The 14,588-nt window shown below is 43.4% G+C and carries 9 protein-coding genes and 2 pseudogenes; all 11 read right to left on the bottom strand.

Annotated elements, in window-relative coordinates:
- Positions 1-307: 307 nt before the first annotated feature.
- Positions 308-2,851 carry a M1 family metallopeptidase gene (locus tag ACVR1G_RS05775; RefSeq protein WP_447452242.1) on the bottom strand — a complete coding sequence of 848 codons (2,544 nt, stop codon included), beginning with the start codon at positions 2,849-2,851 and terminating at the stop codon, positions 308-310.
- Between the two features lie 119 nt (positions 2,852-2,970).
- Positions 2,971-3,624, bottom strand: a complete 654-nt coding sequence (gene phoU, locus ACVR1G_RS05770; RefSeq protein WP_447452241.1) for a phosphate signaling complex protein PhoU — start codon at positions 3,622-3,624, stop codon at positions 2,971-2,973.
- Positions 3,625-3,667: 43 nt separating this feature from the next.
- Complete coding sequence (pstB, locus tag ACVR1G_RS05765) at positions 3,668-4,426, bottom strand: phosphate ABC transporter ATP-binding protein PstB (protein WP_447452240.1); 759 nt, start codon at positions 4,424-4,426, stop codon at positions 3,668-3,670.
- 11 nt (positions 4,427-4,437) lie between these two features.
- On the bottom strand, positions 4,438-5,241 hold the full coding sequence (gene pstB / locus ACVR1G_RS05760; RefSeq protein WP_398601067.1) for a phosphate ABC transporter ATP-binding protein PstB: 804 nt from the start codon (positions 5,239-5,241) through the stop codon (positions 4,438-4,440).
- A 10-nt stretch (positions 5,242-5,251) separates the two neighbouring features.
- Positions 5,252-6,139, bottom strand: a complete 888-nt coding sequence (gene pstA, locus ACVR1G_RS05755) for a phosphate ABC transporter permease PstA (protein ID WP_447452239.1) — start codon at positions 6,137-6,139, stop codon at positions 5,252-5,254.
- Positions 6,129-7,064, bottom strand: a complete 936-nt coding sequence (pstC, locus tag ACVR1G_RS05750) for a phosphate ABC transporter permease subunit PstC (protein WP_447452238.1) — start codon at positions 7,062-7,064, stop codon at positions 6,129-6,131. Before pstC ends, pstA begins: the two co-directional genes overlap by 11 nt.
- An 11-nt stretch (positions 7,065-7,075) precedes the next feature.
- A complete protein-coding gene (locus tag ACVR1G_RS05745) occupies positions 7,076-7,948 on the bottom strand; it encodes a phosphate ABC transporter substrate-binding protein PstS family protein (protein ID WP_447452237.1) in 873 nt (290 codons plus the stop codon).
- A 131-nt stretch (positions 7,949-8,079) separates the two neighbouring features.
- Positions 8,080-9,402, bottom strand: a complete 1,323-nt coding sequence (locus ACVR1G_RS05740; RefSeq protein WP_447452236.1) for an RsmF rRNA methyltransferase first C-terminal domain-containing protein — start codon at positions 9,400-9,402, stop codon at positions 8,080-8,082.
- 101 nt (positions 9,403-9,503) lie between these two features.
- Positions 9,504-9,902, bottom strand: a pseudogene (locus ACVR1G_RS05735) (hypothetical protein); the annotation flags it as partial.
- A 117-nt stretch (positions 9,903-10,019) separates the two neighbouring features.
- Positions 10,020-13,664: pseudogene (locus ACVR1G_RS05730) on the bottom strand (glycoside hydrolase family 70 protein); the annotation flags it as partial.
- A gap of 229 nt (positions 13,665-13,893) precedes the next feature.
- A partial coding sequence (locus tag ACVR1G_RS05725; RefSeq protein ID WP_447452235.1) for a putative Ig domain-containing protein occupies positions 13,894-14,588 on the bottom strand: 695 nt, incomplete at its 5' end.

Here is a 14,588-nt window from a genome sequence, read left to right as displayed (position 1 = left end):
AGTTACACTGCCAAGACTTACCCCTATATCTTACCATAAATCCCCGCGCTTGTCGTAGCTAACCTCACCCAGCCTTCATATTTTTAGCTTTTTTATAGAAACTTTCATATACCTGTTTAGCAATTCTTATCCTCGATTATGCAAATGATAGTTTCAAAAAGCCAGGAGATCTTTTGAACACAATTAGTTGTGCGGAGTTGGCAATAGGGTAAAAAGATTTGACAGCATAGTATATTCAAAGAGCATAAAATCAAAAAGAGTAAGACTTCCTTAGAGGACGTACCAGCTAAGGTTAGCCTTACTCAATTTAATCAACTGCTGCTTGAATTGCAGTCTCAACAGCTGCCTTATCCTTTTGAATCAGATCAAGACGAGCTGAAATTTCTTTAATTCCCATTGTGATATTGCGTGCAATCGCCTTGTCATTTAATTGCGGTTCAAAGAAGGCCTTATATTCTGTCAGAGCTTCTGGAGTTTTAAAATTATTTGAAGGGTAAATAACAAACTTATCAAAACTCATATCTCCACCTAATGTGGCCTTTATCCAATCCCAATTATCCTTAGCCCAATTCCAGACAATCATTTGAGTGAAAGGGCGCATGAGGAAATAAGCATACCAAGTGGATAGATCTTGCGGCTTCACGACATCCTTATCCTTCCACTGAGTCAAGATATGTGTCAGAGTCGCTGAATCCTTAGTATAAGAGAGCGCATTAGCTATTTGACGTTTAAAGTTACCATCATTGCTAGCAACGTAAGCTGCCAAGTACTGCTCAACCAAGGCTGGAGTCTCAGCATATTTCATTTCATTAGTCAAGACAGAAGCACGAATGGAAGCCGGCAAGTCCTCTAATCTCTCTTTATATTCTTGGAATATAGCATGAGCATGCGCTACGGCACTGTTATTATCTGCCTTAAGCATCAGACGGATAGCCGATTGGCGGACCATTTCATCTTCATCTGCTTCGCCTGGCTTTTTATCATAACCAAGACGAACAAAATTTTGTCCTGCAACTTCCTCAATTAGCTGTTTGAAGGAATGTTCTGCTGGTGTTCCTTCGTCAATAAAACGGTCCAGCCCGGACACAATTTGCTCACCGGCTGCGGCCACCATATAAGAGGTTTCTTCAGGCAGTTTGTTCAAAAGAGGAACTAAATCTGCATAAGAAATCTCTCCGCTCTCAGCCAGAAGTCTGCGCTCTTGGAGGACCTGTAGTTTAGAAGTCTTATCTAAAGCTGCGAACTCGTCCAAGATAGCGTCCCACAATTCATCTTGATAGTGAGTGATATAGTGGGCAGTATTGCCGGTATTCAAACGCAGAGCACCCTGATTTTGAGAAGCTAAACTGGAATAGTTAGGAATTTCAATACTTTCTTGGGAAAGTGTTTCTGGCAAGCCTGACCAGTTGCTATTTAAGGGGATTTGCCAGAGGCGCTGCTGCTTTTCATGCTCCCCAATAAAGAATTGTTTTTGACTCACAATCAAAGTGTCATCAACAACTTTAACAGTCACGAGAGGATATCCAGGCTGCTCCAACCAGGCAGTCATAAAACTAGCAACATCTTTATCAGAGGCAGCTGACAAAGCATTCCAAAGATCACGCCCAACAGTATTGCCGTACTGATGCTTTTCAAAGTAAGCTTTCAAACCAGATGCAAACGCTGCATCTCCCAACCAGCGTCGCAGCATATGCATGAGGCGACTTCCCTTGGCGTAAACAATAGCCGGATCAAAAAGAGTGTTGATCTCATCAGGATGGTTGACATCAACGTGGACAGACTGGACACCATCGGTAGCGTCACGTTTGAGAGCCAAGGGTACGCCAGTTGTTTGGAAATCTTCAAAGATATTCCAATCTGGCTCGATAGCATCAACCGAAACGTATTCCATCATATTGGCAAAGGATTCATTCAACCAGAGATCATCCCACCATTTCATGGTGACCAGATTACCAAACCATTGATGAGCTAGCTCATGCGCTACGACTAAAGCGACCTGTTGGCGACTGCTGACGGTTGAATTGTCATCAACCACTAGGTAAACTTCACGGTAGGTTATCAAGCCCCAATTCTCCATAGCACCTGCTGAAAAATCAGGCAGAGCAATATGGTAAGAATGAGAAAGAGGGTAAGCTACACCGTAGTAGTCCTCATAAAAATCAATAACACGTACAGCAATATCTAGAGCAAAATCTAACGAAGAAGACTGGTGAGCTTTAGTTGCAAAAATCCCCACCTCTGTGCCATTTTTGGTGCTTGCTTTCTTACTCTGCAAGTCTCCTAGGGCAAACGCCAAGAGGTAGGAAGACATGCGCGGTGTTGTATCAAAGGTCCAAACACCCGTTTCCTGACGCAATTCAACATTTGTTTCTGGCATGTTAGACAGTACGATTTCACCGTCCGCTTGGTCAAATTTGATAGCCAAATCAAAGCTGGCCTTAGCCTCGGGTTCATCAATAGATGGAAAAGCTTCGCGGGCGAAATGGCTTTCAAACTGGGTTGCAATAATCTCTTTTTTAACCCCATCAACCGTATAATAGGATGGATAGATACCAGTCATATTGTCTGTAATTTGGCCGGAGAATTCTAACACCAGAGTCATACTGCCTGTCTCAGATAAATTGAGATGAACAGCCTCATGCTCATCATCTAAGGTAAATTCAACAGCCTGATTATCCAAAAGGACTGAGCTCACACTCAAACCCTTTTGATGAAAAGATACCTGATAATCAAGTGCTTCACCACTGATAGCTACATTACCTGAAAAAGTCTTTTCTTCACGGTTAATGTCTAAGAAAATATTATAATTTTCGGGTACAAATTTTTCAATAAAGTGCTCTACAGAATTCATAAAACTCCTTCATTCTTTTAAAGATTCTATTACATTTTGTCACTGCCATACTATGCAAGAACAGACCAAGATTAAGGGCTGGAACTCGCGTCCCAGCCCCAATTATAACATATCCATTACTAAAGTTCGACAATTTTTCCTGTTTTAAGGTAGACAACCCATTCACAGAGGTTACGAGCATAGTCCCCAATCCGTTCCAAATACATCAGAACTTGGAAATACTCCTTGGCCGCAAAAGCAGCATCTGGATTCTGGCGGATCGCTTCAACGGTTAGGTTCTGTGTTTCAACGAAAAGGTCGTCAATATGCTCATCATGTGCAGCTACTTCATAGGCTGCTGCTTCATCAGCTTTGATATAAACATTTAACGCTTCTTCTACCATATCACGAACCGCACGCCCCATCCTATTGATGGCCTCTTCAACTTCTTGGATACGCTCCTCACCCTTCATGCGGATAGTAGCCTTGGCAATAGCTGAAGCATGATCCCCCATGCGCTCAACATCGCTGGAGGCCTTGAGCACGGTAATCACTGAACGTAAATCTGTTGAGACTGGCTGCTGCAGGGCGATGATTTCCAAGGATTTTTTTTCCAGCTTGGTTTCATAATTATTGACAACATCGTCAGACTCAATGACCTCTTTCGCCAATTCACGATCGTGACTGATGAAGGCGCGAACGGTTTTACTGATTTGGGAACTGACCTCAGTCCCCATTGCATAAAACTGATTATGCAATTTATCTAATTCTTCTTCAAATTGTGTACGTAACATAAAATCGCTTTCCTATCTATTCGATAATGATTGCCTAGCCAGCCTAGCCAAATTTACCACTGATATAATCTTCAGTCTCTTCATGGGCAGGATTGAGGAACATTTCCTTGGTTGAATTGAATTCAACTAAATCACCGGCCAAGAAGAAACCTGTTCTATCAGAAATCCGCGACGCCTGCTGCATGGAGCGGGTCACAATAAGCATAGTATATTGATCTTTTAGACCATAGAGCGTTTCTTCAATCTTCCCTGAAGAAATTGGATCTAGGGCCGATGTCGGCTCATCCATTAAAATAATTTTGGGACTAGTTGCCAATACGCGGGCAATACAAACCCTCTGCTGTTGTCCGCCAGACAGACCCAAGGCTGAATCGTGAAGACGATCTTTAACCTCATCCCAGATAGAAGCTCCAATCAAGGATGTCTCTACTGCCTCGTCCAGAACGGCCTTATCCTTGACTCCTTTGATACGAAGACCATAGGTAACATTTTCGTAAATAGTCATTGGAAAAGGGTTGGGCTGCTGAAAGACCATGCCGATTTCCTTACGCAGTTCCACCGTATCAGTTCTTGGTCCGTAAATATTGTGGCCATTATACGTAATAGCTCCCGTCAAGGTCACCTCGGGATTGAGATCCCCCATACGATTGATGGCCCGCAGCAGAGTTGATTTACCTGAACCAGAGGGTCCAATCAGGGTGGTGATCTCAGTAGGCAAGAAATCCATAGTAATATTATTCAGGGCTTTCTTCTGATTATAGTAGACCGACAGGTCCTTGACCTGTAAAATAGGTTCTGTCATAAGATTCCTTTCTATCCGAAGCGGCCAGAGACATAGTCGCTGGTTGATTGACACTGCGCATTTTGGAAAATCTTAGCCGTCTTGTCATACTCAATCAAATCACCTAAGTAAAAGAAGGCTGTATAGTCGCTGACACGGGCAGCCTGTTGCATATTATGAGTAACGATAATAATCGAATAATCCTTCTTGAGTTCAGCCATTGTTTCTTCCAGCTGCATGGTAGCAATGGGATCAAGAGCTGAAGCAGGTTCATCCATTAAGAGAATATCCGGCTTAACCGAAATAGCCCGAGCGATGCAAAGACGCTGCTGCTGTCCACCAGACAAGGTGAAGGCAGATTTATGCAAATCGTCTTTGACTTGATCCCAAAGAGCTGCCTGTTTAAGCGATGTTTCAACGATCTCATCTAGGGTCTGTTTATCTTTCACACCAGCACGTTCGTGAGCAAAGGTGATATTTTTATAGATGGATTTAGCAAAGGGATTAGGACGTTGAAAAACCATACCGATATGTTTACGCATAGCATAAACATTGATTTCGGGCCGATTGATGTCAATCCCTTCATACCAAATTTCACCCGTCACCTTAGCAATATCAATAGTATCATTCATACGATTGAGACTGCGCAAGAAAGTTGATTTCCCGCAGCCGGATGGACCAATAAAGGCCGTAATTTTATTTTTTTCAAACTGCATATCAATACCCTTGATGGCCTCATTTTGGCCATAGTAAACATGCAAGTCCTTGGTCTCAAGTGCCAATTCCTTGCCTTCAAAGGTCATGATATGACGCTCATTCCAATTATATTCTGCCATATATATTCCCTTATTTCGCTGATGTCAAGCGAGCATGTAATTTCTTGCCCAGATAGCGAGCAGATAAATTAAAGATTAAAATGAAAATTAGAAGGATTGCGGCACTACCAGCTGACACCATAGTCGCATCAGGAATGGTGCCTTCACTGTTGACCTTCCAGATATGAACAGCCAGTGTTTCCGACTGCCTAAAAATGGAAATAGGACTGGTAACACTTAAAGGATTCCAGTTTCCCCAGTCTAGAGCAGGCGCTGACTGCCCCGCTGTATAGATAAGCGCTGCCGCTTCACCAAAGATACGTCCAGAAGCTAGTACAACACCTGTCACAATACTAGGAATTGCTTCGGGGATAACCACATGAAGCACCGTTTCCCAACGAGAAAGTCCCAATGCCAATCCTGCTTCACGCTGGGTATGATGGACATTTCGCAAACTATCCTCGACTGTCCGCGTCATCTGTGGTAAGTTAAAGACAGTTAGAGCCAGAGCACCGGAGATAATGGAGAAACCGTATTGAAACTGGACAACAAAAATCAGATAACCAAAGAGCCCCACAACAACCGATGGCAGTGATGACAAAATCTCAATACAGGTTCTGATAAAATCTGTCAAGCGTCCCTTCTTAGCATACTCAGCCAGATAAATTCCAGCACCTGTAGAAAGAGGAATAGAAATAATCAGCGTAATAACCAGCAAAAAGAGAGAATTATACAGCTGAATGCCGATACCGCCACCAGCTTCATATGAAGAAGACTTTCCTGTTAGGAAATGCCAGCTGACATGTGGCAGTCCTCTGAGCAGAATGTAGAGAATCAAAGCAGCCAGTATGGTAACAATGATACCAGCAATCGTATAGAGGATTGCTGTCATAATTTTATCAAATTGTTTAGCGTTCATAGTTTACCTTTTTCTCCCTAGTAATGAACCTCATCAGCATATTAAAGGCCAGACTCATAATCAGCAGAACCAAAGCCAAAGACCAGAGAACATTGTTCTGAACTGTTCCCATAACAGTATTTCCAATCCCCATGGTTAGAACTGACGTTAAGGTTGACGCTGGAGTAATCAACGAAGTTGGCATGACGGCTGAATTTCCGACAACCATCTGGATAGCTAACGCCTCACCAAAAGCGCGCGCCATTCCAAAGACAACAGCTGTGAAAATACCTGGCTTAGCAGCATGCAGGATGACACGCCAAATCGTTTGCCAGCGTGTTGCCCCCATAGCCAGACTAGCTTCGCGGTAGTGGCGGGGAACTGAACGCAGACTATCTGTTGTCATAAAGGTAACAGTGGGCAGAATCATGACGAAGAGTACAAAAACTCCCGAAAGAATCCCAAACCCCGTGCCGCCAAAAAGGGTCCGCACAGCCGGTACGACTACTTGCAAACCAATAAAACCATAGACTACTGATGGAATCCCTGTCAAAAGTTCAATAGCAGGCTGAAGTAGGCGTGCTCCCCGTTTAGGAGAGATCTCTGTCATAAAGATAGCAGCTCCAATTGCAAACGGTGTCGCGATCAAGGCTGATAAAATAGTAACGATGAAGGATCCTGTAATCATCGGTAGAGCCCCCATCATATACTGACCGTGAGCATCTTTAACTGACGGCTTCCAATTTTTTCCAAATAGGAAATCAAAGATATTGACACCATCAACAAAGAAGGTAGACAAACCTTTTTGAGCAACAAAAACTAAAATCATGGCCACAATGAAGGCAATCAGCATCAAGCAAAGAAAGGTGATAGTCTTACCAAATTTTTCCAGCCGTGAATTTTTCGATGGCGAAGTTAATTGCGTCGCCAAATCCTGTTTTTTCATGAAAACTCCTCTTATTTTGCAGTCACATTACCATCTGCATCCTTGATGACTTTCATGTCATTGATGGAAATGTAGCCCATATCCTTAACCACTCCATTTTGAACCTCATCGCTGAGAATATACTTCAAAAATTCCTTGGTTAGGCCTGTAGCTTTTCCCCTAGTATACATGTGTTCATAAGACCAGAGAGGCCAGTCGTTAGTAGTAACATTTTTGGCAGTCGGGGCATGGCCATTAAGGTTAACTGTTGCTACGCTATCATCAACATAGGCAAAAGCCAAATACGAGATAGCCCCCGGTGTTTGTGACACGATAGAACGCACCATACCGTTTGAATCCTGCTCCTGACTTTGTTTACTATCTTTATCCTTCATAATAACACTGTCAAAGGTTGAGCGTGTTCCTGAACCTGCTGCGCGATTGATAATAGTAATTTCTAAGTCCTTGCCACCTAATTGTTTCCAATTGGTATATTCACCGGTAAAGATTTTTTGCAGCTGCTCCGGTGTTAGATTTTTCATTCCTACCTCTTTATTCGCGATAACGGCAATCCCTGCGACAGCAACCTGATGGTCAACCAATTTGCTGGCGTCAATACCACTTTTTTCCTCAGCAAAGACATCGCTGTTACCGATCTGGACGGCACCGGACTGAACTTGGGACAGCCCCGTTCCAGAACCACCACCTTGAACGTTGATAATCTTACCTTGATTCTTTTCAGAAAAGCTATCAGCTGCTCCTTCTACCAAAGGCTGCAGGGCGGTTGACCCGACGGAAGTGATATTCTCCCCTCGATCAATCCAGCTAGCGCAAGCGGACAGACAAAAGAGAGCTGCCCCCATCATGGCAAGGAGAAGTAAACGTTTTTTATTCCATTTTTTCATCTTCAATTCCTGTCAATTTAGTTCTAAAATCAAGCGATTGTAATATATAATTGGAAGCATCAAACCTCCACTTCTAATGATAACACATTACTTTTATTTTGGATATACCAGTTTTCATTGTAACAAAACTGTTACATCCGCCCTTGAACTCTCAATCCTTTTGGATAAGAATTCTTCAAAGTGCTTCCGACAACTTTCGCAAATCCCAGACCATTACCACCTGCTAAAATCTGATACCAGCCATTGGTCACAGGGGTATCTAAGGTGAGAGTATTACCAGAAACATAAGTGCGGAATTGTTGATCATCGAGCGATACTGTCTGGGTCACTTGGTCACTCGTTAAAGCCACACCAAGCGCAAAGGAGGGCTCAAATCGCTTCTTTTTGAAGGTTCCAAGATGGAGGCCATTGCGGGCTATCTTTAAGCCCGACAAATCGGGTAAGCCTTTAGGAAGACAGTAGAGCTCATCACCGAAGGTCTGCAGTATACCTGTTAGCTCGATGTTTAGTAGTCGGTTCGCAAACTCCTGCCAGAGGCGCTTCTGCTCCTGGGTCAAATTGCTCCTAGGAGATTTGACTTTTAGGGGCTTCTTGAGCGCAGGCCGCCTATCGTGCAGATGAGCGATGAACTGCCCTTCACCCTTAAAACGATGAGGATACATTCGAGCGGTTTCCGGCATATCAATGCCATCAACCATCCCATTCATTTTTTCTACCGGAAGCAGGCTTAAATCAGCATATTGTTCTAAAAGCCAAGAAATAATGTCTTCATTCTCCTCAGGGGCCCAAGTACAAGTCGAATAAATGAGACGGCCAGCAGGAGCTAACATAGTTATAGCTTCCCTTAGAATCTCTTTTTGCAAGTCAGCACATTGGGCAGGATAATCCTGATGCCAATATTGGATAGCATCTGCATCCTTACGGAACATTCCTTCGCCAGAGCAGGGAGCATCAAGGACAATTAGGTCAAAATAATCCTGAAAGACCTTGGCTAAACGCTGGGGGGTCTCATTTGTCACCACGACATTGCGCGCACCAAAGCGCTCAACATTTTCTGCCAAAATCTTGCTGCGTTTTTTAGAGATATCGTTGCTAATAAGCAGACCAGTATTATCTAAATAGCTGAGCAGATGGGTCGTCTTACCACCAGGAGCAGCCGCCAAATCTAAAACCTTCATCCCCTTGGTCGGAGCGGCAACCTGCCCTACCATTTGGGCAGCGGGTTCCTGCGAATAGACCAAACCAGTAACATGCGCAATAGATTTTCCCGAGATCTTCCCATAATGGCCCCAAGGTGTATGAGGAATCGCATCAGGAAAACTCTGCTGCACTTTTTTCAAGGGATTCAATCGAAAAGCAGGAACAGCTTCATGCTGCAAACTTGCTAAGAAATCATCACTGTTATCTCCTAAAATTGCTTGATATTTTCCAATAAAGTCCTTAGGTAATGTCATAAAAATATTATATCAAAAAAGACTAGTGGTTTGCACCAATCTAGCCTTTTAAAGCATTTTTTCTGCTTATATAATCGACTTTTATCTATTAATACCAGCTATTAAAATCTATCCCAGCGGAAGAAATTACGGATACCATGGAAGCCATCGTTTCTGAAACCATAACTGTAGCGGTTTCTTTCAGAGTGACGCGGATAGCGATAAAAGTATCGGCTTAAGGAATGGCGATCTTGATAACGAGGACGCTCATATCTCTGATTACGAGATTGTTTTGACCTTTGAACTAAAACACCATTCGCATTAAAGTAAAGTCGTTGTCCATTGATTACCTGCCAACCAGTTACGGCAATACCATTTTTATCAAGATAGAACGTTTCACCATCTGAATTTTTGACGAACTCGTTAGAAACCATATTTCCATATTCTTTATCGAAATATCTTATCTTACCATTATCGTCGGTAATAAAACTGCCTTTAACTTGGAAACCGTAAGAGTCGTAGAATTGGGTGTAAGTCTTGTACTTACCTTTGACTTGAGTCAAGCCGACATCCATAATGCCATTAGTGAAATGACGCCATTTATTACCAAATTGATAGTAGCCATTTTCGTAACGCGTACCATCTCCAGTAAAGTAAGATTTTTTCCCTTGCGCATTGGTGATAAACTGATTAATAGCCATATTACCATACTGCTTATCGAAATATCTCACCTTACCATCTTTATCAGTTACCAACTCCCCTTTGACTTGGAAACCTTGAGCATCATAGTATTGGGTGTAAGTCTTAGATTTACCTTTGACTTGAGTTAGGCCTACAGCCATGACACCATTTTCAAAATGACGCCATTTATCGCCAAATGGATAGTAGCCATTTTCAAGGCGTTTTCCTTGACTGTTGAAGTAATAGCTCTTACCAGCATTATCAGTATAGATGCCATCTTTCAGAGCCTTACCATCTTTGCCAAAGTAATAAGTTGCACCGTTAATCTTTTGCATACCTGTAACCATGTATCCCTTTTGATCAAAGTAATACAGGTTATTATTTTCAGTGATAAAGCTAGATTTCGCCTGTACACCATTCTTATAGTAAACATAGCCCTTACCATCATGAGAAATACCTGAAACAGATGGCTTTGAAGGCTCGGATGGCCTTGACGGTTGTGAGGGCTGAGATGGTTGAGATGGTTGTGACGGATTTGTTGACTTGCTAAGCAGAGCCGCTGGTAAATAGAGCTTGTTGTCTGTCAGATTGAAGTAACCCTTGCTGTCACCGAGCACATATTTAGCCCCACGCCCTAAGATATTAGAACCATTGAAGTACTTAGCCGACCAATTAGTAATCTTAACCGAAGCATCGATTGGTTTTCCTGTCGAAATTTGCTTGGTCGTAAAGAGACTTGGGTAGAGCTTTTGCAGTTCATCTAAGAATTTACCGCCATACTGCTCTTGGTAATCACCATAAGTCTTGGTATTAACTACATAAGGTGTCTTGTTGATCGTCGCACCAGCTTTAGGTCTACCATATTGGTCAACCCGAGTTGCAGTTACGACTTCTTTGCCTGGCAAATTATACATCTGATCCGGTACCCAGTCAGAAAGAACCTTGATACCAGCTTGGTGCAACCCCTTAATGGCATTGGCTAAATCTTCTTTGGAGCCATACTTGTTGTTCTTACTCATGGCCAAGTCGTAGCGATCGCTAAAAGCATAACCATTTAAAACAACGGAATCCAGGAAGGTACCGTCTTCTGATGACACATACTGCGGTGCCATTTCAAATTGGGTAATGCCCCATGATTTAAAGAGGTCTGCATTCTTAGCAATCACCGCATTGGTATACTGTTCAGGTGTCTTAGCAAAAGCTTGGAAGTTGGAGAAGCCTTCATAGATCACTTGGGAATCCAAGGCATCGCTCTGAGTATAGATATCAGATGATTTGTTACGGCTAGTGCTAGGAGCAATACGAACATCCTGATTGTCAGCAGCACCGACTGGTACCCAAACCTGAATCATCCCTGAAACTTGTGCATTAGCTACACCATGGAGCTCTGAGGCATTAAAGGTCAGTCGTCCCTGACTGTCTGTGTACTTGTACTGACTGCTCTTAACATCACTGTCATTCAAATAAGTCGCAATACCTGTTGATGTTGAAAGCAAGAGGGGACGATAAGCTTGATTAGTGTGGGCAGCTCCCATATTGAGAGTCACACCACGGTAAGCTTGGAAGTTAGGCATGTTATTAATCAAAAGAGCCATACCAGATGTACGTGTCTCACTAGTTCCGCGGTCAGTAGCACTGTTGGCCCCCTTACCATAACGGACTGAGGTCAAGACTCCACCATTCCAATCCTGATTGTAAGCGGCAGTCTGACCGCCAGCAACATACTTGATACGTGCCTTGAGCATGGTTTCAATGGCATTGTAGAACGGGGTCTTTGTAGCCATGTATTGGCCGTCATCTGTGTACATATCACCGTAGTAAACACGGGTCACTGTATCTTTATTCTGCAGCATCCAAGCATAGGCCATTGGAAGGTTGTTGATATAGTACTGCTTATCCGTTGCGTACATATCTTTATTATAGATAGCGAAGGCCTTTTCCAAGTCATCTAAGGTGATATTAGTCAGACCATCGGTATTCGCTTTCCCTAAACGCTCCCGGATGATGCTGGCAATCCGTGTCTGAACTTCGGAGTCATGAGCACGGATGAAAACATAGTTAGGAATAGGATCACCGCTGTTAGTTTTGCTGCGATTTTTCAAGCCAGCTGTCGCCAAAGTGCTTAAATCGCTACGGTAGGCTGTTGCATAACCAAAAGCTCTCAACATGGCACTGCGTTGGTCATTATCAATAGACAAGGAGAAATTATCCTGATCCCTGACATAATCATTATCATTACCAGACCAAGCTTCTAAGATTGACAAGTGATCAATGGCATTCTTTTCATTTTGGTCAATGCCGTATTTTGCCTTGTAGTAATCGCGCTGAATCTGCAGGAGATCAGCATCGACATTATCTACTGCATCAACCCGAACGCCATCAAAGTTAGCTTCTTTATCACCCATAACAATTTCGCCCCAGTTCATGAGGTAATGGAAATGGTTGAGTTGTTCAGCTTGAACGATTGGGTTAGAGTTATCAACATCGTTCGCTAAAAGTAATTCATAGCCACCATAAGAAGATTTATGGTAATTAACGCGACCATTTTGCTGAGTAGGATTGCGGTTGAGCAAACGCCAATCTGAGTTAGCATGGGCCGTTGCATCGTTATTGCTAAAGAGTAAGGCTCCCCCTTGGAAGTGGTCCTGATTAGGGTAAGCTGTCGGATTTTCCGAATTGATATTCCACTGAGATTGCGATTGAACAAACTGACTCATCTTATTGCGCAACCAAGTCGTATTACCTTCGGAAGAAATTCTCTTTTCAATAGCAGCCTGAATAGTTTGGGCAGCACTATCAAGGTTACGGGAACTTTGTGTGTAGCTGCCAGAAATCAGGCCTTCCTTAGCCCAGAAATTAACATAGGCAGCCTTGGTCGCTGCATCTGGCCACCATGACATCAGGATAGGGCGAAAATCATTTTCACCACTGGCCACCCACGTTTGGCCATCTTTCAAGATAGCCTTAGGACGATACCAAGAATCAGCTGTCAGATAATTATCAACTGTTTCAAAACTGCTGGCCTGATTGCTGTAAGCCTGATTATTGACAGCGAAATCATTTGCTGACGGTGTTTGTACTAACTTAGATAAGTTCAAATTATCAATCTGAGGAGTCGTTAGCTCAGGTGTTTCAGTAACCAACTGGTTAACGTCTGTCTTGAGCGTTGTTGGCTTGGTCTGCACCAAGCGGTTAACTTGTCTAGCAGCCCTTGGTTGAGCCACAGCCGTTTGAGTGGTTTGTACCTGTCTCTCTTCAACAGGAGCTTGACTCACTTGGTTTGTGACATTGGCTTGATCAGCACCCTTGTTTGCTGAAAGATCAGCACTTTCTTCAACTTCAGATTGCGCAACATCAGCTTGAGCTGCCGGAGCAGTCTGAACTACTTGCTGCTCTGCTACAGTTTGGGGTTTCACAACTGCTGCTTGACTAGTCGCAAGAGTTTGATCCGCTGACAATGCCTCATTAGCTACTGCCGAGTCCGCATTTACAGTGCTTACTCCCAACATTGTCATTGAAATGGCTGCTGTAGCAATGGCCACAGTTACCCATCGCTTCTTAACTTTTCGCATCTTGTAATGCAATTTTGTTTCTCTCTCCATGAAAAAAACTCCTTTGTAAAAAAATATTCGATGGTTAAAACAGTAAGTTATTAAAAACTATTTCAACCTTCTAATGATTTTACCAAATTATATGAATTTTTACTAGATAGTATTAAATTTTTTACAAAAAATTTTTACTTTTAAGCTTTTGCGGATAAGAAAAAGCGAGTCAGCCACTTTTGTAGCTGACTCGTTTTTCAGATTTGAATTCCAGAAACTCAATAATGTTCTAGTCCCTGCCACTATTTCTTCTCCTTCTTTCAAGTCCGAAGAAAGTAAAGGGAATTAAAAGGAAGGCTACTCCTAGATAAGGCAAGTAATTAATAGAATCACCCGTTTTAGGTAAAGTCTCCTTTGATTTTGATGAAGAAACTTTAGCACCATTTTTATGAACTCGGGTACGATTTGGAAAGACCGTCTGATCCGACGCACTGATGAGTGGGCCCGTCGTATCCCGACGCTTCGGATTCTGATCCTGGTCATCCGAAAGTCCGTCGCCATCATCGTCCACGTCCGTCACATCCGGTTCGCCGTCGCCATCCGTATCCCGTTGCACTTGGATCGTGATCTCCTTCGTCGTCGCATTGCCGGCGCCATCGATCGCCTCGATCGTCACAGGATAAGCATGACTTTCGTCCTCATCGCTCGTCCAGATTTCTTGGTCGGCCGAGCCGCTGATCTTACCGCTTGCTGAATCGTAGCTAACACCGGCTGGCAAGCCCGTCACTGCCGTGACCCTCGCGCTCGGATCGTCATTATCGCTAACGCTGACCTCGATCTCAAATGGCGTCTTCTCCAAGACCGTCTGATCCGACGCACTGATGAGTGGGCCCGTCGTATCCCGACGCTTCGGATTCTGATCCTGGTCATCCGAAAGTCCGTCGCCATCATCGTCCACGTCCGTCACATCCGGTTCGCCGTCGC

The sequence above is a fragment of the Streptococcus dentasini genome, from assembly GCF_053206945.1.
Note: the sequence above shows the minus strand (reverse complement) of the source record. Positions and strands in the feature narration are given on the sequence as shown.

Coding starts and splice junctions, on each gene's coding strand:
- ACVR1G_RS05775 (WP_447452242.1), bottom strand. CDS start 2,851: ATGAATTCTGTAGAGCACTTTATTGAAAAATTTGTACCCGAAAATTAT.
- phoU (WP_447452241.1), bottom strand. CDS start 3,624: ATGTTACGTACACAATTTGAAGAAGAATTAGATAAATTGCATAATCAG.
- pstB (WP_447452240.1), bottom strand. CDS start 4,426: ATGACAGAACCTATTTTACAGGTCAAGGACCTGTCGGTCTACTATAAT.
- pstB (WP_398601067.1), bottom strand. CDS start 5,241: ATGGCAGAATATAATTGGAATGAGCGTCATATCATGACCTTTGAAGGC.
- pstA (WP_447452239.1), bottom strand. CDS start 6,139: ATGAACGCTAAACAATTTGATAAAATTATGACAGCAATCCTCTATACG.
- pstC (WP_447452238.1), bottom strand. CDS start 7,064: ATGAAAAAACAGGATTTGGCGACGCAATTAACTTCGCCATCGAAAAAT.
- ACVR1G_RS05745 (WP_447452237.1), bottom strand. CDS start 7,948: ATGAAAAAATGGAATAAAAAACGTTTACTTCTCCTTGCCATGATGGGG.
- ACVR1G_RS05740 (WP_447452236.1), bottom strand. CDS start 9,402: ATGACATTACCTAAGGACTTTATTGGAAAATATCAAGCAATTTTAGGA.